The sequence below is a fragment of the Qipengyuania sp. genome (assembly GCF_042095715.1).
Taxonomy (GTDB): domain Bacteria; phylum Pseudomonadota; class Alphaproteobacteria; order Sphingomonadales; family Sphingomonadaceae; genus Qipengyuania.
In genome coordinates, this window is sequence record NZ_JBELMO010000005.1 from 20,364 (window position 1) to 45,471 (window position 25,108).

Annotated in this window: 20 protein-coding genes; 8 read left to right on the plus strand and 12 right to left on the minus strand. The window is 61.7% G+C overall.

What is annotated here, in order from left to right; genetic code table 11:
• Position 1 precedes the first annotated feature (1 nt).
• From ACFDTG_RS02695 to ACFDTG_RS02705, 3 genes are all read left to right on the plus strand, one after another.
• The gene (locus ACFDTG_RS02695; RefSeq protein ID WP_375289547.1) at positions 2-1,300 is read left to right on the plus strand and encodes a pilus assembly protein CpaE; all 1,299 of its coding nucleotides are present in this window, start codon (positions 2-4) and stop codon (positions 1,298-1,300) included.
• An 82-nt stretch (positions 1,301-1,382) separates the two neighbouring features.
• The gene (locus ACFDTG_RS02700) at positions 1,383-2,348 is read left to right on the plus strand and encodes a type II secretion system F family protein (RefSeq protein WP_375289548.1); all 966 of its coding nucleotides are present in this window, start codon (positions 1,383-1,385) and stop codon (positions 2,346-2,348) included.
• Between the two features lie 13 nt (positions 2,349-2,361).
• On the plus strand, positions 2,362-3,360 hold the full coding sequence (locus tag ACFDTG_RS02705) for a type II secretion system F family protein (protein WP_375289549.1): 999 nt from the start codon (positions 2,362-2,364) through the stop codon (positions 3,358-3,360).
• Positions 3,361-3,415: 55 nt separating this feature from the next.
• Here the strand turns inward: ACFDTG_RS02705 and ACFDTG_RS02710 are convergent, their stop codons facing one another.
• Genes ACFDTG_RS02710 through ACFDTG_RS02720 form a run of 3 tightly spaced genes read right to left on the minus strand, consistent with a single transcriptional unit; the run spans position 3,416 to position 5,928 of the window.
• Positions 3,416-3,889, minus strand: a complete 474-nt coding sequence (locus ACFDTG_RS02710; RefSeq protein ID WP_375289550.1) for a MarR family winged helix-turn-helix transcriptional regulator — start codon at positions 3,887-3,889, stop codon at positions 3,416-3,418.
• 59 nt (positions 3,890-3,948) lie between these two features.
• Complete coding sequence (locus ACFDTG_RS02715; protein WP_375289551.1) at positions 3,949-4,734, minus strand: SDR family NAD(P)-dependent oxidoreductase; 786 nt, start codon at positions 4,732-4,734, stop codon at positions 3,949-3,951.
• 21 nt (positions 4,735-4,755) lie between these two features.
• A complete protein-coding gene (locus ACFDTG_RS02720; RefSeq protein ID WP_375289552.1) occupies positions 4,756-5,928 on the minus strand; it encodes an acetyl-CoA C-acetyltransferase in 1,173 nt (390 codons plus the stop codon).
• A 354-nt stretch (positions 5,929-6,282) separates the two neighbouring features.
• Here ACFDTG_RS02720 and ACFDTG_RS02725 point away from each other — a divergent pair, with 354 nt between their 5' ends.
• On the plus strand, positions 6,283-9,384 hold the full coding sequence (locus tag ACFDTG_RS02725) for a TonB-dependent receptor domain-containing protein (protein WP_375289553.1): 3,102 nt from the start codon (positions 6,283-6,285) through the stop codon (positions 9,382-9,384).
• A gap of 171 nt (positions 9,385-9,555) precedes the next feature.
• Here ACFDTG_RS02725 and ACFDTG_RS02730 read toward each other — a convergent pair whose 3' ends face one another.
• Positions 9,556-10,005 carry a hypothetical protein gene (locus ACFDTG_RS02730; protein WP_375289554.1) on the minus strand — a complete coding sequence of 150 codons (450 nt, stop codon included), beginning with the start codon at positions 10,003-10,005 and terminating at the stop codon, positions 9,556-9,558.
• A gap of 240 nt (positions 10,006-10,245) precedes the next feature.
• Positions 10,246-12,825: an ATP-dependent chaperone ClpB gene (clpB, locus tag ACFDTG_RS02735; protein WP_375289555.1), complete on the minus strand. Its 2,580-nt coding sequence runs from the start codon at positions 12,823-12,825 to the stop codon at positions 10,246-10,248.
• Between the two features lie 183 nt (positions 12,826-13,008).
• Between clpB and ACFDTG_RS02740 the strand changes: the two genes are divergently transcribed.
• The 4 genes from ACFDTG_RS02740 (at position 13,009) to ACFDTG_RS02755 (ending at position 19,699) form a co-directional block, all read left to right on the plus strand.
• The gene (locus ACFDTG_RS02740) at positions 13,009-15,231 is read left to right on the plus strand and encodes an acylase (protein WP_375289556.1); all 2,223 of its coding nucleotides are present in this window, start codon (positions 13,009-13,011) and stop codon (positions 15,229-15,231) included.
• A 43-nt stretch (positions 15,232-15,274) separates the two neighbouring features.
• The gene (locus ACFDTG_RS02745; protein WP_375289557.1) at positions 15,275-18,142 is read left to right on the plus strand and encodes a M16 family metallopeptidase; all 2,868 of its coding nucleotides are present in this window, start codon (positions 15,275-15,277) and stop codon (positions 18,140-18,142) included.
• A 39-nt stretch (positions 18,143-18,181) separates the two neighbouring features.
• The gene (locus ACFDTG_RS02750) at positions 18,182-18,481 is read left to right on the plus strand and encodes a hypothetical protein (protein ID WP_375289558.1); all 300 of its coding nucleotides are present in this window, start codon (positions 18,182-18,184) and stop codon (positions 18,479-18,481) included.
• 99 nt (positions 18,482-18,580) lie between these two features.
• The gene (locus ACFDTG_RS02755) at positions 18,581-19,699 is read left to right on the plus strand and encodes a glycosyltransferase (RefSeq protein ID WP_375289615.1); all 1,119 of its coding nucleotides are present in this window, start codon (positions 18,581-18,583) and stop codon (positions 19,697-19,699) included.
• Here ACFDTG_RS02755 and ACFDTG_RS02760 read toward each other — a convergent pair.
• The 7 genes from ACFDTG_RS02760 to rpsU all read right to left on the minus strand — a co-directional run bounded on the left by ACFDTG_RS02760 (position 19,696) and on the right by rpsU (position 24,897).
• The gene (locus ACFDTG_RS02760; RefSeq protein ID WP_375289559.1) at positions 19,696-20,151 is read right to left on the minus strand and encodes a tRNA (cytidine(34)-2'-O)-methyltransferase; all 456 of its coding nucleotides are present in this window, start codon (positions 20,149-20,151) and stop codon (positions 19,696-19,698) included. The genes ACFDTG_RS02755 and ACFDTG_RS02760 overlap by 4 nt on opposite strands.
• Positions 20,139-20,582, minus strand: a complete 444-nt coding sequence (locus ACFDTG_RS02765; RefSeq protein ID WP_375289560.1) for a hypothetical protein — start codon at positions 20,580-20,582, stop codon at positions 20,139-20,141. The genes ACFDTG_RS02760 and ACFDTG_RS02765 overlap by 13 nt, the downstream gene beginning before the upstream one ends.
• Positions 20,579-22,075 (minus strand): Asp-tRNA(Asn)/Glu-tRNA(Gln) amidotransferase subunit GatB, encoded by a 1,497-nt coding sequence (gene gatB / locus ACFDTG_RS02770; RefSeq protein ID WP_375289616.1) that lies wholly within the window; start codon positions 22,073-22,075, stop codon positions 20,579-20,581. The genes ACFDTG_RS02765 and gatB overlap by 4 nt, the downstream gene beginning before the upstream one ends.
• A 97-nt stretch (positions 22,076-22,172) precedes the next feature.
• A complete protein-coding gene (gene gatA / locus ACFDTG_RS02775) occupies positions 22,173-23,654 on the minus strand; it encodes an Asp-tRNA(Asn)/Glu-tRNA(Gln) amidotransferase subunit GatA (protein WP_375289561.1) in 1,482 nt (493 codons plus the stop codon).
• A gap of 2 nt (positions 23,655-23,656) precedes the next feature.
• Positions 23,657-23,959: an Asp-tRNA(Asn)/Glu-tRNA(Gln) amidotransferase subunit GatC gene (gene gatC, locus ACFDTG_RS02780; protein ID WP_375289562.1), complete on the minus strand. Its 303-nt coding sequence runs from the start codon at positions 23,957-23,959 to the stop codon at positions 23,657-23,659.
• A 44-nt stretch (positions 23,960-24,003) separates the two neighbouring features.
• A complete protein-coding gene (locus tag ACFDTG_RS02785; RefSeq protein WP_375289563.1) occupies positions 24,004-24,576 on the minus strand; it encodes an FKBP-type peptidyl-prolyl cis-trans isomerase in 573 nt (190 codons plus the stop codon).
• Between the two features lie 114 nt (positions 24,577-24,690).
• Entirely contained in the window at positions 24,691-24,897 is a 207-nt protein-coding gene (gene rpsU, locus ACFDTG_RS02790; RefSeq protein WP_095012790.1) for a 30S ribosomal protein S21, read from the minus strand.
• Positions 24,898-25,108: the final 211 nt, after the last annotated feature.

Sequence of the window (25,108 nt, forward strand, 5' to 3'; positions counted from 1 at the left end):
CATGAACGCACCCTGGAAGCCCGGTATGCCCGGCAATCGCGATCCCTTCGCCGCTTTCGTCTGCGATGAGGCCAGCCTGGATGTTCTGCGTCCCGTCGCCATCGAACTCGGCTGGGCGCCCGAAAAATGCAACAAAGGGGGCTTGCGCAACGCGGTCCAGGCTCTCTCCGTCAGTGCCAGCCCCAACATCCTGCTGGTCGATCTGTCGGAAAGCGGCGACCCGCTGAACGACATCAATGCGCTGGCCGAAGTGTGCGAGCCCGGCACGGTGGTGATTGCCATCGGCCAGGTCAACGACGTGCGCCTCTATCGCGATCTCATCGCCAGCGGCATTCACGATTACCTGCTCAAGCCTCTGGCGGCGAGCGCGGTGCGCGATGCGCTGAACAATGCGCAGGCGGTGTTCATGGCACCCAAGTCGAGCGATCCGGATTCGGCCAAGCGCCACCTTTCGACGGCCGTAGTGGGCACTCGTGGCGGTGCCGGCGCCTCCACGCTGGCCACCTCGCTTGCCTGGTATTACGCCAGCAAGAAGGGTTATCCCACCGCGCTGCTCGACCTAGACATCCATTTCGGGACCGGCGCGCTGGCGCTGGACCTTGAGCCGGGCCGCGGCCTGACCGACGCCATCGACAATCCCAGCCGCATCGACGGACTGTTCATCGAGCGCGCCATGATCCGCGCGCAGGACAATCTGGCCATCCTGTCGGCGGAAGCGCCGATCAATTCGCCCCTTATCACCGATGGCGCTGCCTTCCTGCAGTTGCAGGAAGAATTCCGGACCGCCTTCGAGATGACGGTGATCGACCTGCCGCGCAACATGCTGATCAATTTCCCGCATCTCTTCAACGAGGTGAACGTGGTGGTGATCTCTACCGAGCTTACCTTGGCATCGGCGCGCGACACCATTCGCCTGCTATCGTGGTTCAAGACCCAGGCGGCGCATGTCGCCCCGCTGATCGTGGCGAACAAGGTCCAGTCGAGCGCGCTTGAGATCAGCAAGGCCGATTTCGAAGCATCCATCGAACGCAAGATCGATTACTTGATCCCCAACGACGTGGCGGCAGCGGCGAAGGCGGCGAAGCTGGGACAAGCGCTGATCGAAGCATCCCCGCAGAGCAAAGCCTCTGCCCAGATCAAGGCGCTGGCGGACCATATCCATAGCTTCGGCGAAGATGGCGAAGCGGGCGATGCCCCGTCGGGCGGTAGCCGGTCGAGCGATACGAAGAAGTCGCTTCTCGCCGGGCTCTCGCTGAGCCTGGGCGCGAAGAAGAAAAAGAAGGCCAAGGAGGCGGCGTGAGAGCCGCCGAATTGGAATGGCCGGGGCATGAAGGCGATTGCGCCCCCGCCGGGATGCAGCGGATGAAGACGGGAGCACGGTCATGATCCAGCTCATGCTGGTTGCGGTGGGGATCGTTGTGATGTGCGGCCTCGGCTATGCCGCCTTTGCCGGTCCCTCGACCGGAAAGGCCGGCAGCCGTCGCCTGAAGCAGATCCGCTACCGCCACTCGGAAAGCGCCGAGGCGAAGGTGGAATCCCAGCTCAAGAAAGCGATCGCCGCACGCAAGCCCGCTGCGCATCACCTCGCCGGGTCTGGTTCGCGCGTCGAAGCGATCGCCATGCGTCTCGACCGGACAGGCAAAGGGTGGACCCTGACGCAATACGCCTATTCCTCCGCCGGAGTGGCGCTGGCCGTTGCGCTGCTCATCTATCTGAAGACCAGTTCTTTCGCTCTGTCGCTGGCGATCTGCCTCGGTGCCGGCGCCGGTATTCCCCACTTCGTGGTCAACAAGACGATCACCCGGCGTACCGCCAAATTCAATGCCAAGTTCGCCGACGCGATCGAACTGCTGGTGCGTGGCCTACGGTCCGGCCTGCCCGTCGCCGAGACGCTTCAGGTCGTGAGCCAGGAAGTGCCTGGCCCGGTTGGCGAGGAGTTCAAGGCCATCGTCGATCGCACCCGCGTGGGCCGTACTCTTGAGGAATCCCTGCAAGTCGCGGCGGACAAGCTGGGCATTCCCGAATTCAACTTCTTTTGCATCACCCTGGCGATCCAGCGTGAGACCGGCGGCAACCTCGCCGAAACGCTTTCGAATCTTGCCGATGTTCTGCGCAAGCGCGCGCAGATGAAGCTCAAGATCAAGGCCATGAGCTCGGAATCGAAGGCATCCGCCATGATCGTGGGCGCGCTGCCGTTCATCGTCTTCGGCCTGATCACCTGGATCAACCCGGGCTACACCGCCCAGTTCTTCACCGAAGAGCGCCTGATCGTGGCGGGCCTGGGGGGCGGTATCTGGATGGGCCTGGGCGTTTTCATCATGGCCAAGATGGTCAGTTTCGAGATCTGAGGGCGAGCGCATCATGGAATCCACCCCCGGCCCGACGCTGCTCGGCTTCGATGTTATCTACATCGGCACCATCATGGCCGCGGTCGCGGCTCTTGCCGTCATGTTCGCGGTCTATACCGCGGTCACGATCAAGGATCCGATGGCCAAGCGCGTCAAGGCCCTCAACGCCCGGCGCGAGGAACTGAAGGCGGGCATCGTCACCGCCACGGCCAAGAAGCGCCAGAGCCTGGTCCGCAAGACCGAGAAAACGGAGCGGGTCAAGGACACGCTGAGCAGCATGAATGTGCTGCAGCAGAGCCAGGTCGAACAGATGGTGCAGAAGCTGGCTTGGGCCGGCATCCGCAACAAGGAACTGGCCGTCATCATCATCGGCTTGCGGCTCGTGCTGCCAGTAGTCCTGGGCCTCGCCGGTTTTATTTTTCTCTATGTCCTCGAGGTTTACCCGGACTGGCAGATGAAGCGCGTCATGGCGATGGGTGCGCTGATATTCGCAGGATACAAGGGGCCCGAAATCTATCTCGGAAACCTGGCGAAAAAACGCACCGATGCCATCCGCAAGGGGCTTCCGGATGCGCTCGACCTGCTGGTGATCTGTGCCGAGGCTGGCCTCACCGTCGATGCAAGTTTCAGCCGGGTCGCCCGCGAGCTGGGCCGCGCCTATCCCGAACTGGGCGAGGAATTCACGCTTACCTCGATCGAACTTTCGTTCCTGAACGAGCGGAAGAAGGCCTTCGACAATCTGGCGTTCCGCGTGAACCTGGAAGCGGTCAAGGGCGTGGTCACCACTATGGTCCAGACAGAGCGTTACGGTACGCCGCTGGCTTCCGCCCTCCGTGTCCTGTCAGGCGAGTTCCGCAACGAGCGCATGATGCGCGCCGAGGAAAAGGCCGCGCGGCTGCCGGCGATTATGACGGTGCCGCTGATCCTGTTCATCCTGCCGACGCTGTTCATCGTCATTCTCGGCCCGGCGGCTTGCAGCATCGCCGACGCCTTCACCACCACGGGCACCTGACGATCATATTGATGCGAGACGAGATGCGGAGCGGGAGCGGTTCGCTCCGTTTTCGCTAACTTTCTAGATTGGCGGCGTCGAAGTCTCCGGCGGCTTCGCGCACGCGCACGAGCATGTCCGTGAGCGCCGCGCGCTGCTTTTCGTCGAGGACCCCGAACAACTCATCCTCGATGGCTTCGGCGAGCGGCATCACGCGGCTGCGTACGGCACGCCCTTCGACCGTGAGCTCGAGAAGATGCGATCGCCCGTCGCGTTCATTGGGCGTTCGCAACGCGAGCCCGCGATCTTCCAGGGTACGGCAGGCGCGGTTCACCGGCACTTTGTCCATGAGCGTGAGCCGGCACAAATCGCGCTGGGTTAAAGCTCCGGAATCGCCCAGCACGGCCATCACGCGCCACTCGGTCGGCTTCAGCGCGAAACGCCGCCGGTACTGTTCTGCGATGCGCGTGGATACCGCATTGCTGGCGATCGAAAGCTGGTAGGGGAGGAAATCAGCAAGGCGCTTGGCGGGACGGGATTGGGCTTTCATGCCCCTTCCCTATCCCGCCGCCTTGCGATTTCAAGTTGCAAAGGCAACCAATGTCCCGGTTACCGCGGAGACATTCGGATCGCGCCGTCCAGCCGCACGTCTTCTCCGTTGAAATAGCCGGTTTCGATCATGCACATGGCAAGCTTGGCATATTCCTCGGGATTGCCAAGCCGCTTGGGGAACGGCACCGAGGCGGCAAGCGCCTCTTTAACCTGGGGCGGCGCGGCATTCATCAGCGGCGTGTTGAAGATGCCGGGCAGGATGGTGTTGACGCGAATTCCTTCCCTCATGAGATCGCGGGCGATCGGCAATGTCATGCCCACGACGCCCCCCTTCGACGCGGAATAGGCCGCCTGCCCCATCTGGCCATCTTCGGCAGCCACCGATGCGGTATTCACGATGGCACCGCGATCCCCATCTTCGCTCAGGGGATCCAACGTCATCATGCCGGCGGCCGATTTCGCGATGCAGCGGAACGTGCCGATCAGATTGACCTGGATCACGAATTCGAAAGCGGACAGCGGAAAGTGCTTGATCTCGCCGCTCTGCTTGTCGCGGCTCGCTGTCTTGATGGCGTTGCCGATCCCCGCGCAGTTCACCAGGATACGCTCTTGGCCATGCGCCTCGCGCGCCTTCGCGAAAGCCGCGTCAACTTCTTCCTCGCTGGTGACATTGACCTTGCAGAAAACGCCGCCCAGTTCGCTGGCGAGCGCGTTGCCCTTCTCCTCGTTCATGTCGAACAGGGCGACCTTGGCCCCCTTGGCGGCCAAGGCCCTTGCGGTTGCGGCGCCCAAACCTGAAGCGCCGCCGGTCACGATGGCGGGGGTATTGCTGCTTACGTCCATTTTTCTCTCCTGATCCTTAGATTAAAGAGCCTCGATGATGGTGACATTGGCTACGCCGCCGCCTTCGCACATCGTCTGCAGGCCATATTTCTTGCCCCGCGCCCTCAAGGCGTGGACCAGCGTTGCCATCAGCTTGGTACCGCTGGCGCCCAGCGGATGCCCGAGAGCGATGGCGCCGCCGTTCACGTTGAGCTTTTCGGGATCGGCGCCGGTGTGCTTGAGCCAGGCAAGCGGCACGGGCGCGAAAGCCTCGTTCACCTCGTAAAGGTCGATGTCGCCGATCGACATGCCCGCGCGCTTGAGCGCACGATCGGTGGCGAACAATGGCTCTTCCAGCATGATCACCGGATCTCCCGCCGTCACGGTGAGGTTGTGAATACGGGCGAGCGGCGTCAGGCCATGCGCCTTCAGCGCCGCCTCGCTCACCACCAGTACGGCGCTCGAACCGTCGCAGATCTGGCTGCTGGTGGCGGCCGTCATCCTGCCCTCGGGGCTGAGCAGCTTGACGCCCGCGATGCCTTCCAGGGTGGCGTCGAACCGGATGCCCTCATCGACGGTATGGCAATCCTCACCTTCAGGCGTCTCGATCTCCACCGGGACGATTTCATCCTTGAATGCGCCCACTTCGGTCGCGGTAGCCGCCTTCTGGTGGCTGGCCAGCGCAAAGCGGTCGAGATCGTCCTTGGAGAAGCCATGCTTCTTGGCGATCATCTCCGCGCCGGCGAACTGGCTCCACTGAATGCCTGGATATTTTTCTTCCAGCCCCGGGGATTTGTAGTGCCCCAGGCCTTCCTTCATGTGCAGCGTTGCGGTGCTGCCCATGGGCACGCGCGTCATGCTCTCCACACCGCTGGCGATGACGACGTCCTGCGTGCCGCTCATCACCGCCTGCGCGGCGAACTGGATGGCTTGCTGGCTGGAGCCGCATTGCCGGTCGATGGTGACGGCCGGCGTGGATTGCGGCAATCGCTTGGCGGCAAGCACGGCGTTGCGCCCGACCTGCATCGCCTGTTCGCCGCCTTGGCCCACGCATCCCATCACCACATCCTCGACCGCCGCCGGATCGATTCCAGTACGCTCCACGATGGCGTCGAGCGACTTGGCCGCGAGGTCAACGGGATGAACCCCGGCAAGGCGCCCGCCCCGTTTCGCGCCGGCGGTACGAACGGCTTCAACGATATAGGCGTCTGGCATCTGTAGTTTTCTCCCAAGTCCGTCGGCAACGGCGCGAATTGTCGAAAGATAGTACGCATAAGGTGGCCGGTTGCAACCTAACAGCGCATGGGGCCGACCTGTTTTCACCGAAGGTATCTTCACTTCACCAAGTACAAACCTCGCCGTAACATGCTCAACCAAGCATCCAAATTGATGTGTCAAAATTGTCACGATCAGAACGTGTATAGCGCGAAAGCGCGACAAAACTGTTGCAGGTCGGCGTATCGCACCTGCATTACGCCAACTTCAGCCCAACCGATTGGGCCAGAAGTTCGGTTGGATATGCATCCAACAGGGGCAACCACTAGCGACCTAAGGTCACAAGGGGACAACATGAAACTCACCAGTTATCTAAAGATATCGGCTGCACCGGCGGTGCTCGGTCTTGCGCTGATTGCTCAGCCAACACTTGCGCAAGATACGGATACCGTTTCGGCCGATGAGCGGCCCACCGGCACCGCGATTGTGGTCACGGGTTCGCGCATCGCTTCACCTACCGTTGAATCGCCTGCACCGCTTCAGGTCATCGATGATCAGGTGGTGGACGACGCCGGTGTGACCAATATCCAAGAGCTTCTGCTCGAGAACCCGGTTTTCGGCACTCCAGCTCTTAGCCGCACGAACTCGGCCTTCTTAACCTCTGGAACGGGCGTCGCCACCGTCGACCTCCGCGATCTCGGCTCCGACCGTACGCTGGTTCTGATCGACGGGCGCCGCGTTGTTGCTTCGCTTCCGGGTTCCGCTACCGTCGACCTCAACGTAATCCCCACGCAGTTCATCGAACGGATCGACATTCTGACCGGTGGCGCCTCGGCCCTGTATGGGTCTGATGCTATCGCGGGCGTGGTGAACTTCGTTTACAAGACCGATTTCGAGGGCGTCGAAGCCAACGCGCAGTACGGCATCACCGAGCGTGGCGACGATGCGCGCTATCAAGCCAACGTAACTGCGGGCGCCAACGTCGCTGACGGTCGCGGCAATATCATGCTGCACTTGGGCTACTCCAACGAAGAAGGTTTGCTTTCTCGTCAGCGTAGCAACACGCGCATCGACGATGGCGATCGCGCCGCGTTCGTTACTGGGGATCTGGCCGACTTCGGAGTTGTAGCAGAACCGTTCTTCTCAAGCTTTCCTCCGCAGGGTCGCTTCATTGTTGGACAGCGCTTTAACGGGAGTGGAGATGTAATTGGATCGCTTTACACTTTCACCTATGGTCCCAATGGTCAGCTTCAGCCGTGCTTCCAGGGCAACGCTTCGGCAGCGTGCAGCAGCGCTCGTCCAGCTATCGCAGATAATCCCGCCACACCGAACGTGAATGAAGCTTCGCCGGCAATCCCGGGGATTGGTACCGGATTTGGTCCCAATGGTTTCAACCGCCAGAACTTCCGTACTCTGGCGGTTCCAGTAGAACGCTACCTTTTCGCCGCTCGCGGCAACTACGAGCTCACTGATGACGTTGAAGCGTACTTCGAAGGGACATTTAATCGGACGACCTCTTCGCGTATTATTGAGCCCTTTCCTCTCGAATCCGGCGGCGCGAACGGTGTCTTTCCGACGGGTGGCGGCTACAATATCGAGAATTATCTTCCCGGAACCAACACGATTGTCGCCAATCCACTCGTCCCTGCAGCTATCCTAGCTCAAGCGAACGATACTAATGGCGACGGCCTTCGTGACATTGGCTTCGCTCGCCGCTTAAGCGAGTTTGGTCCGCGTGCGGGGACGACCTCACGTGACTTCTACCGCTTCGTTGTGGGCGCTCGTGGTGACTTCCTCGACAATCGGTTCACCTGGGATCTCAGCTACAACTACGGTGAAGTTGCTGAAAACCAGACCTCAAGTGGGCAGGTCAACGTCGTTAACTTCCGTGATGCCCTCGCAGTTCGTTCGGAGGTCGGTGACGAAAATGGAAACGGAATCGCTGGTGAAGCGATCTGTGTGAGTGCAGAAGCTCGCGCCAACGGTTGTGTGCCAGCTAACATTTTCGGTGCCGGGGCCCTCTCACAGGCCGCGATCGACTATATCCAGGCGCAGGGCACTTATCAGACCGGCATCCGTCAAAGTGTCGTGCAAGGTCTCGTTTCCGGTTCGCTGTTCGACCTGCCTGCCGGTCCAGTCGGCATCGCTGTCGGCGGCGAATACCGGAAGGAAAGCTCGTTTGAAGATAACGATGCGCTTACCAACGCGGGTTTGAATGCAGGCAACAAGTTGCCTGACACCAGCGGCAGTTTCGACGTCTCGGAAGTCTTCGCCGAAGTGAAGATTCCGATCCTCGCTGATACCCCTGGTTTCGAACTGCTCGAGATTGGTGGTGCGATCCGCTACGCTGACTATTCTACAGTCGGTGGTATCACGAGCTACAACGGCACAGTAACCTGGCAACCGTTCACTCCGCTACGTCTTCGTGGTACCTACGCCAAGTCGGTCCGCGCTCCGAACGTTGGTGAGCTATTCTCGGGACTCTCGCAGACCTTCCCAAGTGGTTTGACCGATCCTTGTGTTGGAATTGGTGCTACCGGCGGTGGAGCCACCGGGGATAATTGCCGCGCAGACCCAGGGGTCGCTGCAAATATCGCAGCCAATGGTGTGTTTACGCTCAACCAAGCTGACCTTCAGGGCATCAGCGGCTTCAACGGTGGCAATCCCAATCTGGAAGAGGAAGAGTCGGAGTCCTATACCTTCGGTGGCGTTTTCGACGCTCGCTCGCTCGGTCTTGGTAACCTGACGCTCACAGCTGACTACTACAATATCAGCATCGACAATGTGATTGCATCGTTCCCACGTCAGTTCAGCCTCGACCAGTGCTACGGTCAGGGCAACCAGACCTTCTGTGACCTTATAACGCGCCGTGGTGCGCCGACTGCGGTCAACAGCGCGGGTTCTATCGATCTGATTAACGCTCTCGCTGTTAACGCGGCCATTCTCGAGACGGAAGGTTTGGACGTTACCCTGAACTACAGCACCCCCATTGGTCTTAGCATCAATGACCGGGTGTCGGCGCGGGTGGCATACACTCACGTGTTCCGGAACGACTACACGCCGCTTGCAGGAGAGGATGTCGATCCAGCTGCAGGAGAAATCGGAACTCCCGAGGACAAGTTCACTGCGAACGTTGCGTATGGAAACGATGACTTCCGTCTGACCTTCACCGGCACCTACATTGGGCGCTCCTATGAAGATCAGAACTTCTGCGCTGCGTTCGATGCTGAGCCGAAATGTGTAGGCGTAGGGGCCGAGTTCTATCTTGACACCCAGGCGACCTTCTACGCTTCGGATATCCTTGAGTTCTACGTCGGTGCGGATAACCTGCTCGACAACGATGCGCCGAACCTTCTTTCCGGTACGACGTTCAATGTCACCGGTACGGATACCGCAGCGGATGTGTACGACGTCTTCGGTCGTCGTTACTACTTCGGTGTTCGGATGCGCTTCTGATCGCATCAGACCTGGAAACGAAAGGGGCGGCCATTGGCCGCCCCTTTTTTTGTCAGTCGTGCAAGTGAAACAGAGCGCAAAATCAGATCATGTAATCAGTTGGTCGAACCTTCCACCAACCTAAAAAAAAGGGCGCGATGAAAGCGCCCTTTCAACCTACGATGGTAGATTTCACTCGATACGTTTGACGCGTGCGCCGCGGCTGCCGCCTATTTTCGCCATGTAACTCCCCAAGGCCGCGCGTTTGATTGTGATCGTATCCCCCTCCTGCACGTTCCCCAAATACACCTTATCGGTTTGTTCCCAGACCGCACCATCGGCAAGCTTTAAAACGAGTCCGCGCTGACCTCTTCCAACTCCCGCAATTGTGGACGAAATTTCGCTGAATTCCTCCTGTTCACTCTCATCGCCGTCCCTGGAACCAAAAAGCTTTATTCTCGGAAGCGAAAGACCAAAGAGTCCACGCCTCACGTCGCGTACTTCCTCTCTACTCACAATCACGACGTCCCTTTGCCGGCGGGCTTCGTCGAGAGAGGCAATTGATTTATCGAAACAGACTAGCCGCGCATCCTCGTCGGCAATAGATCGACATTGCAAAACATTTTCGAAGACCTCGGGCATTCGGTCTCCACCTGCAGTGTTGTTTTGCGCGAGCGCTGCTGTTCCCGTCACAAACAAGGAAACGCACGCAACCGAGTTCGATAAATTCACTTAGTTTTCCTCCGGCCAACACGGGTCTCGATGTGAACTATGCCCATCCTGTCATTCCGATCAAGCTATCCCAGGGAAGGTTCATTTTTTCCAGCCTCATCTTGGTTGATTTGACATTCGAGACGGCTGGCGACTGTACGTCCCCGTATTTCAAGCTATTGTCATCACCAGCGCCCCGTCGCCCTCGTCGATCTCGACCGTTGCACCGTCGGGCACGTCGCCTTTCAGGATCATGTCGGCGAGAGGATCCTGGAGATAGCGTTGCACCGCGCGCTTCAACGGCCGGGCGCCGTATACTGGATCATAACCCACCCGCCCGAGCCAACGCTTGGCGGCTTCAGTCAGGTCGAGCGTGATCTTGCGATCCCGCAGCAGCTTCTGAACGCGATTGACCTGGATTTCCACGATCGGCGCCATGTGTTCGGCCGCAAGGCGGTGAAACAGGATGATCTCGTCGAGGCGGTTGAGGAACTCGGGCCGGAAATGCGCCCTCACGACATCCATCACCTGCGGTTCGACGCTATCGACATCGGCGCCATCTTCGATCTGGGTCAGGAACTGGCTGCCAAGATTGCTGGTGAGGATGATCAGCGTATTGGTGAAGTCTACGACACGGCCCTGCCCATCCGTCAGGCGCCCGTCGTCGAGAACCTGTAGAAGCACGTTAAATACATCCGGGTGTGCCTTTTCCACCTCGTCGAAGAGCACGACCTGGTAGGGGCGGCGGCGCACCGCCTCGGTCAGGACCCCGCCCTCGTCATATCCGACATAGCCCGGGGGCGCGCCGATCAGCCTGGCAACCGCGTGCTTCTCCATGAATTCGCTCATGTCGATGCGGACAAGCGCCTGATCGTCGTCGAACAGGAAGCCCGCCAGCGCCTTGGTCAGTTCGGTCTTGCCGACGCCGGTCGGACCCAGGAACAGGAAGCTGCCCAGCGGGCGGTTGGGATCCTGCAATCCTGCGCGCGCGCGTCGCACGGCCTTGCTCACCGCGCTCACCGCCTGCTCCTGACCGATGACGCGCTTGCCGATGATGTTCTCCATATCGAGCAGCTTCTCGCGCTCTCCCGCCATCATCCGATCGACCGGAATCCCGGTCCAGCGGCTGACTACCCCGGCGATGTCGTCTTCGGTCACCTCTTCGCGCAGCATCGCGTTCTGAGACTGGCTTTCGACCTCCTTCAGCCTTTTCTCCAGTTCCGGAATGCGACCGTACTGAAGCTCTCCCGCCTTGCCGAGATCGCCCTCGCGCTGTGCCTGCTCAAGTTCGAGGCGCGCAGAATCCAGTTCCTCCTTCACCCGCGCCTCGGCATGGATCTTGTCGCGTTCGTTCTGCCAGCGGGTGGTGAGCTCGCTCGACTGCTGCTCAAGATCGGCCAGCTCCTTGCGCAAGGTCGCCAGCCGATCCGCGGAGGCATCGTCGGTTTCCTTCTGGAGCGCCTGCTCCTCGATCTTGAGCTGAATGATCCGGCGGTCGAGGTTTTCTATCTCCTCCGGCTTGCTTTCCACCTCCATGCGGATGCGGCTCGCCGCTTCGTCCATAAGGTCGATGGCTTTGTCGGGCAGGAAACGGTTCTGGATATAGCGGTTCGATAGCTGCGCGGCGGCCACAATCGCGCCATCGGTGATGCGGACTCCGTGGTGAAGCTCGTACTTCTCCTTGATCCCGCGCAGGATGCTGATCGTGTCCTCAACACTGGGCTCGTCGATATAGACCGGCTGGAACCGCCGCTGAAGCGCCGGGTCCTTTTCAACGTATTTCTGATATTCGTCGAGCGTGGTTGCGCCGATGCAATGCAGCTCGCCGCGGCTCAGCGCGGGCTTGAGCAGATTGCCGGCGTCCATCGAACCTTCGCTTGCACCCGCCCCGATCAGCGTGTGCATCTCGTCGATGAACAGAATGATCTGGCCGTCCGCGCCCTTCACCTCATCGAGCACCGCCTTCAGCCGCTCCTCGAACTCGCCGCGATATTTCGCCCCAGCGATTAGCGCGCCCATGTCGAGCGCCATCAGTGTGCGGCCTTTTAGGCTGTCGGGCACGTCGCCATTGGCGATGCGAAGCGCGAGGCCTTCGGCGATGGCGGTCTTCCCGGTGCCGGGTTCTCCGATCAGCGCGGGATTGTTCTTGGTCCTGCGCGCAAGGATCTGAACCGTCCGCCGAATTTCCTCGTCGCGTCCGATAACGGGGTCGAGCTTGCCGTCGCGGGCTGCCTGTGTGAGGTCGCGGGCGTATTTCTTCATCGCGTCATAGGCGTTTTCGGCACTGGCGCTGTCCGCCGTCCTCCCGCCGCGAAGCTTGGTGATGGCCTCCTCGAGCGCCTTGGGTTCGACGCCCGCCGCCTTCAGCGCCTGCCCCGCGGCAGTGGTGCTCGAAAGCGCCAGGGCAAGCAGCAGCCGTTCCACCGTGACATAGCTGTCACCCGACTTTTCGGAAATCTGCTCGGCCTGATCGAGAATGCGAACGGCATCGTTGTCGAGCCCGGGGGTCTGCTGCGCACCGCCACCGCTCACCGCGGGTATCTTGGCAAGCGCGGCATCGATCGAATCGACCGCAGCTTTCGCATTGCCGCCGGCACGCTGGATCAGCCCGGCAGCCATCCCCTCATTGTCTTCGAGCAGGGCCTTCAGGAGGTGCGCTGGGCTGATCCGCTGATGGCTCATGCGGATGGCAACGGTCTGCGCGCTCTGGAGGAAGCCCTTTGCGCGGTCGGTGAATTTCTCCAAGTTCATCCATATCCTCTTGCGATTAGCCACCCCTAGATAGTGTTGCTATTATGCAACACAACCCCCGCGAGCGATGTCCTGACGGTGTGTTACCTGCATATAGGGGCGGCCTTGTGACCGACAAGCGCCGCGGCCCTTCCCTTCACCGCTGCGGCGTGTAGGTAACGCAGGGTCAGGAGAGGCCGGAAAATGAAAATTGTCGGACGGATTGCGCTCGCACTGGTGGCAGTTGCGGTGATTGCGATCGTAGCGCTGATGGTGTGGGAACCGTTCTTCGCGCAGGAGGCCGAGGGTTACGAACGGCCACAGCGTAGCTATCGGGCCGAGATAATCCGGGACGAATTCGGCGTGCCCCATATTCACGGCAAGACCGATGCCGATGTCGCCTACGGCGTTGCGCAGGCCCACGCAGAGGATGATTTCGCCACCCTGCAAGACGTGGTTGCCATGTCGCGCGGGCGATATGGCGCCATCGCCGGCCAGGATGGAGCAGCGGTGGATTATGTCTATCATTTGCTCGGCGCGCGCGACACTGCGCGCAAGCGTTACCCCCTCCTCCCCGCGGACACGCGCGCGCTGTTCGAAGCCTACGCCGTCGGTCTCAACGATTTCGCCCGCAAGCATCCGGGAGAGGTCAAGCTGGCCCGCCTGTTCCCGATCAACGGACTGGACGTGGCGACGGGTTTCGCGCTGCGCCAACCGTTCTTTTTCGGCCTCAATGGCGTGATCGAACCACTGGTCAACGGCGAGCCCCTGCGCCCCGAGAACGGCCCGCCAATCCCCCTCGACAAGCCCGCCGAAAGCCCGGTCGAACCAATGACCGTGGAGCCGGCCCGTTCGAGCCGGACAGGCCCGATGCCGTTGCCCTGGGGCGAGGACGCAGCGCTGGCCGGGTCCAATGCATTCGTGGTTGCCCCCAAAGCCAGCGGCGGTCCGTCGATCATGGTGTCAAACAGCCACCAGCCTTGGCGCGGGGGCGTGGCATGGTATGAACTGGTCGTAGAGAGCGACGAGGGCTGGCACTTTGCCGGCGCCAATTTCCCCGGCAGCCCCTATCCATTCCTGGGCCACAACGAACATCTGGGCTGGACCAATACGGTCAACCGTCCCGACATGGTCGATATCTACAAGCTGGTGCTGGATGACAGCGGCAAGAACTACAAGCTGGGCGACCGCTGGCTGCCCTTGCAGGAAGAGACCGTCACCCTCCCCGTCAAGATCGGCCCCCTGGTGCTGCCGGTTCGCCGCACGGTCTACCGCAGTGCGCACGGGCCTGTGATCATCAACGACAACGGCGCCTTTGCATTCAGATACGGCGGCATCGACCAGCTCGAGCAGCTCGATGCGTACTACCGCCTCAACAAGGCCGAAGATCTGGAAGAGTGGCAGGCCCAGCTGGCGCGCATGGCGGTACCCTCCACCAATTTCCTCTATGCGGACGAGGAAGGAAATATCGCGTATATCTATAACGCTGCCATACCGCAGCGGCTTCCCGGCCACGACTGGCGCGGCATCTTGCCGGGGGACGATCCCTCGCTCATCTGGACCGGCCCGGTCAGCTACGATGCCTTGCCGAAATACGTAAATCCGGCAAGCGGGTGGCTGTTCAACGCCAACAACACCCCGTTCTATGCCGCAGGACCGGGCAGCGATCTGGACCCGGACAGCGTGCCGCCCGAAATGGGCGTGGAACTGGCCATGACCAACCGGGCGAGACGATCCTGGCGACTGATGAGCGCGGCGGAGCAGCTCGACCCCGACACGCTGGAGCGGATCAAGTTCGACACCATCTATGACGAGGCGGGCTATGTCGCGAAGATGCTCTCCGACATCCGGGGCTTCGACACGGGTGACGACGAGCAACTGGGCGCCGCGCGGCGGCTGCTGCTGAACTGGGATCGCAGTGCCGACAACATCGGCCGGGGAGACGCGCTCGCCCTGCTGATGGTGCGCGAATGGATGGCATCGAGCTACAATAGCAAGCCGTGGCCCGATACGGGCGAAGAGCTCCGCCGTTCGGTCGACCATCTGATGACGCATTTCGGTAGACTGGATCCACCGATGAGCGAACTGCTGCGTCTGCGGCGAGGCCCTGGCCCGTGGGCCATCGACCTTCCGCTGGATGGCGGATCGGACACCTTGCGCGCGTCGACGACCTGGGACGTGGCCGACGACGGCCGCCTGGTGGTCAAACATGGCGACAGCTTCATCCAGTGGGCGGAATGGTGGCCGGGTCAGCGGGTGAGGTCTAAATCGATCCAGCCTTTCGGTGCGGCGGTCACACGCCCCGACAATCCGCATTTCACCGATCAGGGTACGCTGTTCGTCCAGCACCGCTTCAAACCGGTCCATTTCTGGCGTGAGGATATCCTCGCCAATGCTGCGTCCAAGAAAATAGTGGCGCACAGATGAAAGGGCCTTATTCTGGCCCGAAACCGATAATTGAGGGAATTTCATGCGTTTGAAGCTTGTCCTGGGCTCCAGTATCGCCGCACTTGCGCTGGCGGGCTGCGCCACCACCGCGCCGATGGCAACCCAATCGTCCATGGCGGCTCCGGTGGCGGCATCGGAAGCACGGGCGGCGCCACTTTCGACGCTGGTCGACGAAGTCTCCATTCCTTACGAGAAATTCCAGCTGCAGAACGGCCTGGATGTGATCGTCCATACCGATCGCAAGGCGCCTATCGTGGGCGTGGCCGTCTGGTACAATGTCGGCTCCAAGGACGAGCCGGAGGGCAAGACGGGCTTTGCGCACCTGTTTGAACATCTGATGTTCAACGGTTCGGAAAACGCGCAAGAGGATTATTTCCAGTACCTCCAGGAGATGGGCGCCACCGATTACAACGGCACCACCAATTTCGACCGAACGAATTACTTCCAGACCGTACCGCGGCCGGCGCTGGAACGCGCGCTGTGGCTGGAAAGCGACCGCATGGGTTATCTGCTCGGCGCTGTGACGCAGGCCAAGCTCGATAACCAGCGCGGTGTCGTCCAGAACGAGAAGCGCCAAGGCGACAACCAGCCGGGCGGGCTCGTGTTCTACGAGATCATCCAGACGCTGTTCCCCGCGCCGCACCCTTACGATCACTCCCCGATCGGCTCCATGGCCGATCTGGATGCCGCCTCTATGGCCGATGTTCAGGACTGGTTTCGCGACAATTACGGTCCGAACAACGCCACGCTGGTACTGGCGGGGGATGTCTCGGCGGCCGAAGCGCGCCCTATGGTCGAGAAATATTTCGGCCCGATCGCCAGGGGGCCGGTCAACGACCCCGCGCAAGCCTCCGTGCCGGAACTCGCTCAGGACGTGCGCACCGTGATGAAGGATCAGGTCGCGGCGACCGACATCACCAAGTACTGGGCCGTGCCCGGCATAACTGATCGCGAGCTGACGGCGCTAAGCGTCGGCTCCAGCATATTGGGCGGCCTCGCCTCCAGTAGGCTGGACAATGTTCTGGTCCGTGACGAGAAGCTCGCCGTCGGCGTTTCGGCTTTCAACTACGCGCTCCAGCGTGTCGGCATCCTGGGTGTGGGCGCCACCGCCAAGCCCGGCGTTGCCACCGAAGTCGTCGAGAAGCGTCTCAACGAGCTCATTGCCGATTTCATCGCCACAGGTCCGACCCAGGACGAGGTCAATCGCGCTGCGACCAGCACCGTCTCCGGCACGATCCGCGGTTTGGAACAGGTTGGCGGTTTCGGCGGAAAGGCCGTGACGCTTGCTACCGGCGAAGTGCTGGCAGGTGATCCGGACTTCTACGCCAAGCAGTTGGAAATCCTCGCTTCCATTACCCCCGCCGAAGTCAAGTCGGCGATGGAGCGATGGATGACCCGCCCGGCGCTGACTTTGATCCTGGAGCCCGGCGAGCGCGACGGCAGCTATGAGGAAGCCGCCTCCGTCGACGGAGATGGCTCTTCGGAAAAGACCGGCGCGCAAGGCGAGATCACGGTGACCAAGGAGCGCCCTGCCCCGCCCATCGCGAGCGTTGCCGCTCTCGATTTCCCCGATGTCAGTCACACACAGCTCGCCAATGGCATGCGCCTGCATTATGCGCAGCGCGACGCGGTCCCCGCAACCTATGTGACCTTGTCCTTCGACGCCGGCTCCGCCGCCGATCCGGCTGACAAGCGTGGGCTGGAAGGCTTGGCTCTCGATCTTTTCGACGAAGGGACCGAGACAATGTCCTCGCAGGAAATCGCCGAGGCACGCGAACGGCTGGGTGCGGCAATCTCGCTTGGCGGCGGTGCGGATCGTTCGACCTTCACCCTCTCGGCCCTGTCCGCAAACCTTGTCCCCTCGCTTGAGCTGCTGGCGGATATCGTACGCGATCCCGCACTCGACCAAGGCGAACTGGAGCGGCTGCGCACAAGAGCCCTCACCGGTATCGAGCAAGAGCTCAAGACCCCGCAGAGCATCGCCGCACGCACGCTCACGCCGCTGATCTACGGCAAGGACAGCCCCTATGCCGGCCCCGACAGCGGTACCGCCGCTTCGGTCGGCGCCATCACCCGCGCGGATATCGTTTCGTTCAAGGATCGCTGGATCCGCCCCGACAACGGCGAGGTCTTCGTGGTTTCAGACCGTCCGCTGGCTGAGATCGTCTCGGCACTCAACACGGCCTTCGGGGACTGGCAGGCGCCCGCCGTGGCCAAGGGACAAAAGAGCTTCGCCTCGACCACCGGACCCGGCGATGCAGCGGGCCGTATCATCCTCATCAATAGGCCCAACTCTCCGCAGAGCTACATTCTCGGCGGGTTGCTCACACCCGCGTCGGCCAATGATGAAACCTACGTCGATTTCCTCAACGCCAACAACGCGCTGGGCGGCAATTTCCTGTCTCGCCTCAACATGAACCTGCGTGAGACCAAGGGGTGGAGCTATGGTGTGCGCGGAGGCCCTCAGACCAGGCAGAATGCGGTGGCCTATACGATCTCCGCACCGGTCCAACAGGACCGCACGGGCGATGCGCTGACCGAACTCATTCGCGAAACGGGTGAATTCCTCGACACCAAGGGTATCAGCGATGCCGAACGGACGCGCATCGTCGCTGCCGAGATCGGCGAATTGCCAGGCCAGTTCGAAACCTCGGGCTCGATCCTGTCGGCGATGCAGAGCAACGCGCTCTACGGCCGGCCGGACAACTACTACGAACTGCTGGCCGATCGTTATCGCCAGCAGACCAGCACCAGCCTCGATTCCGCCATCCGGGGTGCGATCGATCCCGAACGGTTCGTGTGGGTGGTGGTCGGCGATGCCAGCAAGGTGCGCTCGCAGCTTGACGCGGTCGGCTTACCCGTGGAAGTGCGCGAGATGTCGGGTAACTGATGTCCAGTTGCCAGCAATCAATTTCAGAGGAGAGCGTTCATGTCCGTTGAAGGAACCTACAACACCACCGTGAAGAGCCCGATGGGCGATCAGAAGGGCACGCTCACCGTGAATTGCGGCGAAGGCAACAGCTGGAGCGGCAGCATGGCCGGCGGCATGGGTTCGATGGATATCAAGGACGGGACCGTCGATGGCAACACGCTGCACTGGACCATGGACATGACGGTGCCGATGCCGATGAAACTGACCTGCGAAGCGACCGTGGAAGGCGATACGCTGGCCGGCAAGGTCAATGCCGGCGCTTTCGGCGACATGCCGCTGACCGGCGAGCGCGCCTGAGCCGCTTCGCGCCTTATAGGTGATCAGCAGGGGGTGTCGGTGGCTGAAGTGGCCTCGGCACCCCTTCCTTTTGCCCGCTCGACCGTGACGACCCCATCCATGCCCCTCGAACTCGGCATCGTGCTGCCGACTTTCAACGAGCGCGCCAATATCGCCACGATGGTGGACCGCATCGCCCGGGCGCTCGAAGGCGTCGGGTGGGAGGCGATCTTCGTGGATGATCACAGCGTGGATGGAACCGCCGATGCGGTGCGCGCGATTTCCCGCACCGATCCGCGGATCCGGATCATCGAGAGGATAGGCAGGCGCGGCCTCGCGAGTGCGGCGATTGAGGGAATGTGTGCTACGAGCGCACCACTGGTCGCCGTGATGGATGCAGACCACCAGCACGATCCGAATTTGCTGGTCGCTATGCTGGAGGCGCTGCGGTCGGGCGACTACGACCTCGCCTATGCCAGCCGCTTCGCCGCGGGATCGAGTACCGCGCGATGGAACCGGCCCGACCGTGAACGTATGTCCGGCGTGGCGAACGATCTCGCGCGCAAGCTGACCGGCGTAGAGCTGAGCGATCCGATGAGCGGCTATTTCATGCTTCGGACCGAGGATGTGCGGTCCCGCGTGGACCGGCTATCGGGGATCGGCTTCAAGATCCTGCTCGACATCCTGGCGACATCGAAGGAACCCATGCGGGTCAAGGAACTGCCGCTCGATTTCGCCGCGCGCGAAGCGGGGGAAAGCAAGCTCGACCGCGTAGTGGCTTTCGAATTCCTGGTGGGCCTGTACGATAAATGGCTGGGGCGGATCATCCCGACGCGCTTCGCCCTGTTCGGCACCATCGGCGCGATGGGCGTATTGGTCCACATGGCGGTTCTGTTCGCCTTCTTCCAGACCATTCACGTGGGTGCGGGCAAGGCCGTTTTCACCGATTTCGCCATCGGCCAGACCATCGCCGCGCTGGTCGCCATGACGTTCAACTTCACACTCAACAACGCATTGACCTACGCCGACCAGCGCCTTCACGGCACCGGCCCGCTGCTGCGGGGCTGGCTCAAATTCGCGCTGACCTGCTCGGTTGGCCTGCTCTCCAACGTTGGCGCTGGGGCACTGCTGGTGGAGATCGGCGTGCAGCCCTATCTCGCTGGGCTCGCGGGCATTCTGATCGGCTCGGTGTGGAATTACGCGCTGTCGAGCCGCTTCGTGTGGGGCAAATTCGGTTAGAGCTTTCCTCGCAGCGCCTGATAAGCGGCGGCGGTCACCGTATTGGCGAGATTGAGCGAGCGGATATGCTCGCTGCGCATCGGCAGGTGAAACTGCCGCCCGGGATAGCGCCGCCAGATGTCTTCCGGAATGCCCTTGGTCTCCCGCCCGAACACGAGCATCGCATCATCCGGGTAGTCCGCATCGAAGAACGATGTGCTGGCATATTCCTCGAACAGGAAAAGCTGGTCGGCACGCGGAGACCGTTGTTCGACAAAATCCTCCCAGCTGCGGTATTCGCTAAGACGCACGTGAGGCCAGTAATCCAGCCCGGATCGCTTCACGCGCGCGTCGGAAATCACGAAGCCGAGCGGGTGGATCAGGATCAGCTCCGCATCCAGCGCCACGCAAGTCCGCCCCACCGCGCCGGTGTTTCCGGGAATTTCGGGCTGGACGAGGATTATGGAGAGCATCGCGTCCTGATAAGGCCAAGAGCGAACAGCGCCCAGCCGATCGCAAGCGCGGCGCTGGAAAGCAGTACCAGGGCTGCTGTCACCATCTCCGCCAGCGGCGCGGCCGCGAAACCTGCTCCTGCCAACGGCAGTACCTGGCTCGCCCCTGTCAGGGCCGCGAGCGTGAGCCCCAGCCACAGACCGACCATGCCCGTGGCCAACGCCCAGCGTGCGACCGCTTCGCTTTTCGCGTCGAACGTGCAGTAGCCCCAAAAGAGACCCGCGATCATCAGCGCCATGCCGCTCTGCACCGCATCGAGGTGAGCCGACAGGGCCATGCGCGGATTCGTGAACGCGGAGATCGCTCCGCCCTGAACCAGCCCCGCCAGAAACAGCAAAGCCCCTGTCACCGCCAATGCCTTCGCGTGGCGCGAAAGCTTGTGGATCGTCACCCCAGCTTGTCCTTCAGCAGCTGATTGACAACCGCCGGGTTACCCTTGCCCTGCATGGCCTTCATCGTCTGGCCCACGAAGAAGCCGAACAGCTTGTCCTTGCCGCCGCGGTACTCGGCCACCTTGTCCTGGTTGGCAGCAAGCACCTCGTCGATGACCCTCTCTATCGCGCCGGTGTCGCTGGTCTGCTTCAGGCTCTCGGACTCGGCTATTTCGGCGGGGTCGCGTCCCGACTTGAGAACGATTTCATAAATTTCCTTGGCCTGACCGCCAGAAATCTCGCCCTTGGACTGCATATCGAGGATCGCGGCCTGCGCTTCCGCCGTCGCATGTGCGGGGTTGGCCTCAGCCCCCAAAGCATTCATCACCCCCGGTGCGACCGAAAGAGACCAGTTCGCGACCTGGGTTGCGACGTCTTTTTCCGACTTGCCGGTGCCCTTTGCAGTTGCGGAGAGCAGCGTTTCGAACCGGGCGAAAGTTTCGACCTCGGCGGTCAGTTCGCGCGCGTTGTAGGGGGTGAGACCCAGCTCATCCTCATACCTCTTGCGCTTCGCATCGGGGAGTTCGGGGAGCGACTTGCGGCAATCCTCTAGAAACGCGTCGTCCAGCTCGACCGGCAGCAGGTCAGGATCGGGGAAGTAGCGGTAATCATGCGCATCTTCCTTGCTGCGCATCGACCGCGTGGTGCCAGTGTTCGGATCGAACAGGCGGGTTTCCTGAACCACCTTTCCGCCATCCTCGATCAAATCGACCTGGCGGCGCGCCTCGTGCTCGATGGCCTGCATCACAAAGCGGACGGAATTCACGTTCTTGGTCTCGGTTCGCGTGCCGAATTCCTCGCCCGGCTTGCGGACGGAAACGTTGACGTCGGCCCGCATGGAGCCCTCCTCCATATTGCCGTCGCAGCTTCCGACATAGCGCAGAATGGAGCGCAGCTTGCGGACATAGGCGCCCGCTTCGGCGGGGCTGCGCATGTCGGGCCGGCTGACGATTTCCATCAGCGCGACGCCGCTACGGTTCAAATCGACATAGCTCATCGACGGGTGCTGATCGTGCATCAGCTTGCCCGCGTCCTGCTCGACATGGATACGCTCGATGCCGATGACCTTGTCTTCGGGAATACCGGCCTTCTCGTCCGCCTCGATCAGGAGCTGCCCCTCGCCCACGATGGGGTGGTAAAGCTGGCTGATCTGATAGCCCTGCGGCAGATCGGCATAGAAGTAGTTCTTGCGGTCGAAGCGCGAATATTTGTTGATCTCCGCGTCGATCGCCATGCCCGTACGCACCGCCTGCCGGATACATTCGCGGTTCGGCACCGGCAGCATGCCCGGCATGGCCGCATCGACCAGGCTGACCTGGCTGTTGGGCTCAGCGCCGAAGGCGGTGGCCGCTCCGCTGAACAGCTTGGAGTTGGAGACGACCTGCGCATGAACCTCGAGGCCGATCACGACCTCCCACTCACCCGTTGCGCCCTGAATGCGGTATGTGCTCATTTCCACTCTCACGTCATCCCAGCGGAAGGCTGGGATCTTTCTCAATCACGTCCGACCCGACGGACAGCGATCCCAGCATCCGCTGGGATGACGGATATTACCACCACTTCTCCGGCCGCGCCGCAAACCCGGCACGTTGTTCGATCGCCAGTCCCGCATTCAGCACGCCCTGCTCATCGAAGGGTTTGCCGACGATCTGCAAACCCAGCGGCAGGCCGTCGCCGTTCGTCATTGCAGGCACGCTCATCGCTGGCAGGCCGGCGAGGCTGGCGGGGACCGCGAAGACGTCGTTCAGATACATCGTCAGCGGATCTTTATCGAGGCTGCCCAGCGGGAAGCTGGCGGTCGGCGTCGTGGGCGCCAGGATCGCGTCGCATTCGGCAAAGGCGTTCTCGAAATCGCGCGCCACCAGTGTGCGGACCTTTTGCGCCTGCGTGTAATAGGCGTCGTAAAAGCCTGCGCTCAGCACATAGGTGCCGATCAGGATGCGGCGCTTGACCTCGTCCCCGAAACCGGCGGCGCGGGTCGCGGCGTACATGTCCTGCAAGCCCGCCCCCTCGGGAAGGTCGCGCAGGCCGTAACGCACGCCGTCATAGCGGGCGAGGTTCGACGAGGCTTCGGCAGGGGCGATGATGTAGTAGGCGGGCAGAGCGTATTTCGTGTGCGGCAGGCTGATGTCGACGATCTCGGCACCCGCATCGCGCAGCCATTCCTTGCCGCGTTCCCAGCTGTCGAGAATTTCGGCGTCGGTGCCGTCCATGCGATATTCGCGCGGTATGCCGATCTTCTTGCCCTTGAGATCGCCAGACAGGTTCGCTTCCCACTCTGGAACCGGCATGTCGAGGCTGGTCGCGTCCTTGGGGTCGAAGCCCGCCATTGCTTCCAGCATGATCGCGCAATCGGTGACATCACGCGCCATCGGTCCTGCCTGATCCAGACTGCTGGCGAAGGCGACCACGCCCCAGCGGCTGCAGCGACCATAGGTCGGCTTGATCCCGGTGATTCCCGTAAAGGCGGCGGGCTGGCGGATCGATCCGCCCGTGTCGGTGCCCGTGGCGGCTGGCGCAATGCGCGAGGAGACTGCGCTGGACGACCCGCCCGAGGAGCCGCCCGGGCTCATCGCGGCATTGGTGCCTTCCTTTTTCCATGGCGAAGAGACGTTGCCGAAATAGCTCGTCTCGTTGGAGGAGCCCATCGCGAACTGGTCGAGGTTGAGTTTGCCCAGCATCCCCGCCCCCGCGTCCCATAGGTTCTGCGACACCGTGCTTTCGTATTCGGGCGTGAAGCCTTCCAGGATGTGACTGGCTGCCGTGGTCTGGACGCCCTTCGTGGCAAACAGGTCCTTCATGCCGATGGGGACGCCGCCCATCTTGCCCAGCTTTTCACCCTTTGCCCGCTTCGCATCGGTGGCGTCGGCGCCGGCGAGCGCATGATCGGGCGTGGTGACGATGAAAGCGTTGAGCTCGCTGGCGGCGGCAACGGCTGCGTTGAAGGCTTCCGCCACTTCGCGCGCGGTAAAATCGCCGCCGGCAACGCCATCGCGGATGGCCTTGACGCCAAGATCGGTGAGGTTGGTCATGATTATTCGATCACCTTGGGTACGCCGAAGAAGCCGTGCTCGGCGGCGGGCGCATTGGCCAGCACGGCGTCGCGCTTGCCGCCGCCCGTCTTCGGGTCGGCATCAACGACATCGTCGCGCAGGCGCAGGTGGTTGGGGATAACGGCGGTCATCGGCTCAACGCCGGTGACGTCCACTTCACCGAGTTGTTCGACCCAGTTCAGGATGCCGTTCAGTTCGGGGACCATGCGCTCCAGCGCGGCATCATCCATCTTGATGCGCGCCAGATTCGCGATCTTGGCTACGGTTGCTTTGTCTACGGACATGAATGCGCGTTAGCCGCGCGTTTCGCCACCTTCAAGCGGCGGGTTTATTGCGGCGGTGCCGGCACGCCCTGACCATCGGCACCCTGCTGCATCTGCATGGCCTGCTGAAGCACCTGCAGGCGCTGCTGGAAATCCTGTTCGCTCATGAAGTCGACCAGTTCGACTTCGAACGTGAGGTCGGAATTGGGCGGGATCACGTCATTGCCCTGCTGGTCCTTCTGCCCTTCGGCTCCGTATCCCTTGTCCGCGGGGATATGGAAGACATACTTGCCACCCTTCTTCATCTGGACGGCGGCTTCCGAAAAGCCGGGGATCATGCGCGAGAGGGGAAGCGGGCTACCCTGCGGAAAAATACCTTCGATCGGGAGCGGGACATCCTGAGACCGGTCGAACTCCGTTCCATCATCCAGCGTGCCGACGTAGCGCACGAACACCACATCGTCAGGACCTGGGCTGGCGCCGCTGCCTTCCGCCACGGTTTCGACGTCCACGCCGTGCGGCAGCGCAGCCCAGGCCAGACCGGCGCCCAGCAAAACGGCCGCAGCAACGCCCAGCCACAGCTTGGTGAGAGAGCCCTTCTTGATCGGCTGCAGGGGCACGCGGGTGATCTCGGTCATGAAAAGGGTCCTGGAATGCGAAAGGGCGCGGAATGATCCGCGCCCTCATGGCTTGGCTCAAATTGCTTGGCAAGGGTCGCATTGCAGGCCGGATATGGCCCGCAATGCACGGGATCACTTGATCCCGTCACGCTCCATGCGCTTGCGCTCCATCTTGCGAGCCCGGCGAACCGCGGCGGCCTTTTCGCGCGCGCGCTTCTCACTGGGCTTTTCGTAGTGGCGGCGCAGCTTCATTTCGCGGTACACACCCTCGCGCTGCAGCTTCTTCTTGAGCGCGCGCAGGGCCTGGTCGACGTTGTTATCGCGAACGATGATCTGCATAAAAGTCCAACACCTCAATCTTACGGGCCTGAGCCCGCTGATGCGGACCTGCCTCCTTAGCCGGTTGCTTTCGTCGAATTAACGAAAAACGCGCCGAATCCATTCCGGACCGGCTCGAACGTGCGCCCGATATAGGGATGGACCGCGAAATGCAAGCGGTAAGAGCGGCGCATAGCTCTTTCCCCCTCCCCCCACCATCGCTAAGGGAAGC

Coding starts and splice junctions, on each gene's coding strand:
- ACFDTG_RS02695 (WP_375289547.1), top strand. CDS start 2: ATGAACGCACCCTGGAAGCCCGGTATGCCCGGCAATCGCGATCCCTTC.
- ACFDTG_RS02700 (WP_375289548.1), top strand. CDS start 1,383: ATGATCCAGCTCATGCTGGTTGCGGTGGGGATCGTTGTGATGTGCGGC.
- ACFDTG_RS02705 (WP_375289549.1), top strand. CDS start 2,362: ATGGAATCCACCCCCGGCCCGACGCTGCTCGGCTTCGATGTTATCTAC.
- ACFDTG_RS02710 (WP_375289550.1), bottom strand. CDS start 3,889: ATGAAAGCCCAATCCCGTCCCGCCAAGCGCCTTGCTGATTTCCTCCCC.
- ACFDTG_RS02715 (WP_375289551.1), bottom strand. CDS start 4,734: ATGGACGTAAGCAGCAATACCCCCGCCATCGTGACCGGCGGCGCTTCA.
- ACFDTG_RS02720 (WP_375289552.1), bottom strand. CDS start 5,928: ATGCCAGACGCCTATATCGTTGAAGCCGTTCGTACCGCCGGCGCGAAA.
- ACFDTG_RS02725 (WP_375289553.1), top strand. CDS start 6,283: ATGAAACTCACCAGTTATCTAAAGATATCGGCTGCACCGGCGGTGCTC.
- ACFDTG_RS02730 (WP_375289554.1), bottom strand. CDS start 10,005: ATGCCCGAGGTCTTCGAAAATGTTTTGCAATGTCGATCTATTGCCGAC.
- clpB (WP_375289555.1), bottom strand. CDS start 12,825: ATGAACTTGGAGAAATTCACCGACCGCGCAAAGGGCTTCCTCCAGAGC.
- ACFDTG_RS02740 (WP_375289556.1), top strand. CDS start 13,009: ATGAAAATTGTCGGACGGATTGCGCTCGCACTGGTGGCAGTTGCGGTG.
- ACFDTG_RS02745 (WP_375289557.1), top strand. CDS start 15,275: ATGCGTTTGAAGCTTGTCCTGGGCTCCAGTATCGCCGCACTTGCGCTG.
- ACFDTG_RS02750 (WP_375289558.1), top strand. CDS start 18,182: ATGTCCGTTGAAGGAACCTACAACACCACCGTGAAGAGCCCGATGGGC.
- ACFDTG_RS02755 (WP_375289615.1), top strand. CDS start 18,581: ATGCCCCTCGAACTCGGCATCGTGCTGCCGACTTTCAACGAGCGCGCC.
- ACFDTG_RS02760 (WP_375289559.1), bottom strand. CDS start 20,151: ATGCTCTCCATAATCCTCGTCCAGCCCGAAATTCCCGGAAACACCGGC.
- gatB (WP_375289616.1), bottom strand. CDS start 22,075: ATGAGCACATACCGCATTCAGGGCGCAACGGGTGAGTGGGAGGTCGTG.
- gatA (WP_375289561.1), bottom strand. CDS start 23,654: ATGACCAACCTCACCGATCTTGGCGTCAAGGCCATCCGCGATGGCGTT.
- gatC (WP_375289562.1), bottom strand. CDS start 23,959: ATGTCCGTAGACAAAGCAACCGTAGCCAAGATCGCGAATCTGGCGCGC.
- ACFDTG_RS02785 (WP_375289563.1), bottom strand. CDS start 24,576: ATGACCGAGATCACCCGCGTGCCCCTGCAGCCGATCAAGAAGGGCTCT.
- rpsU (WP_095012790.1), bottom strand. CDS start 24,897: ATGCAGATCATCGTTCGCGATAACAACGTCGACCAGGCCCTGCGCGCG.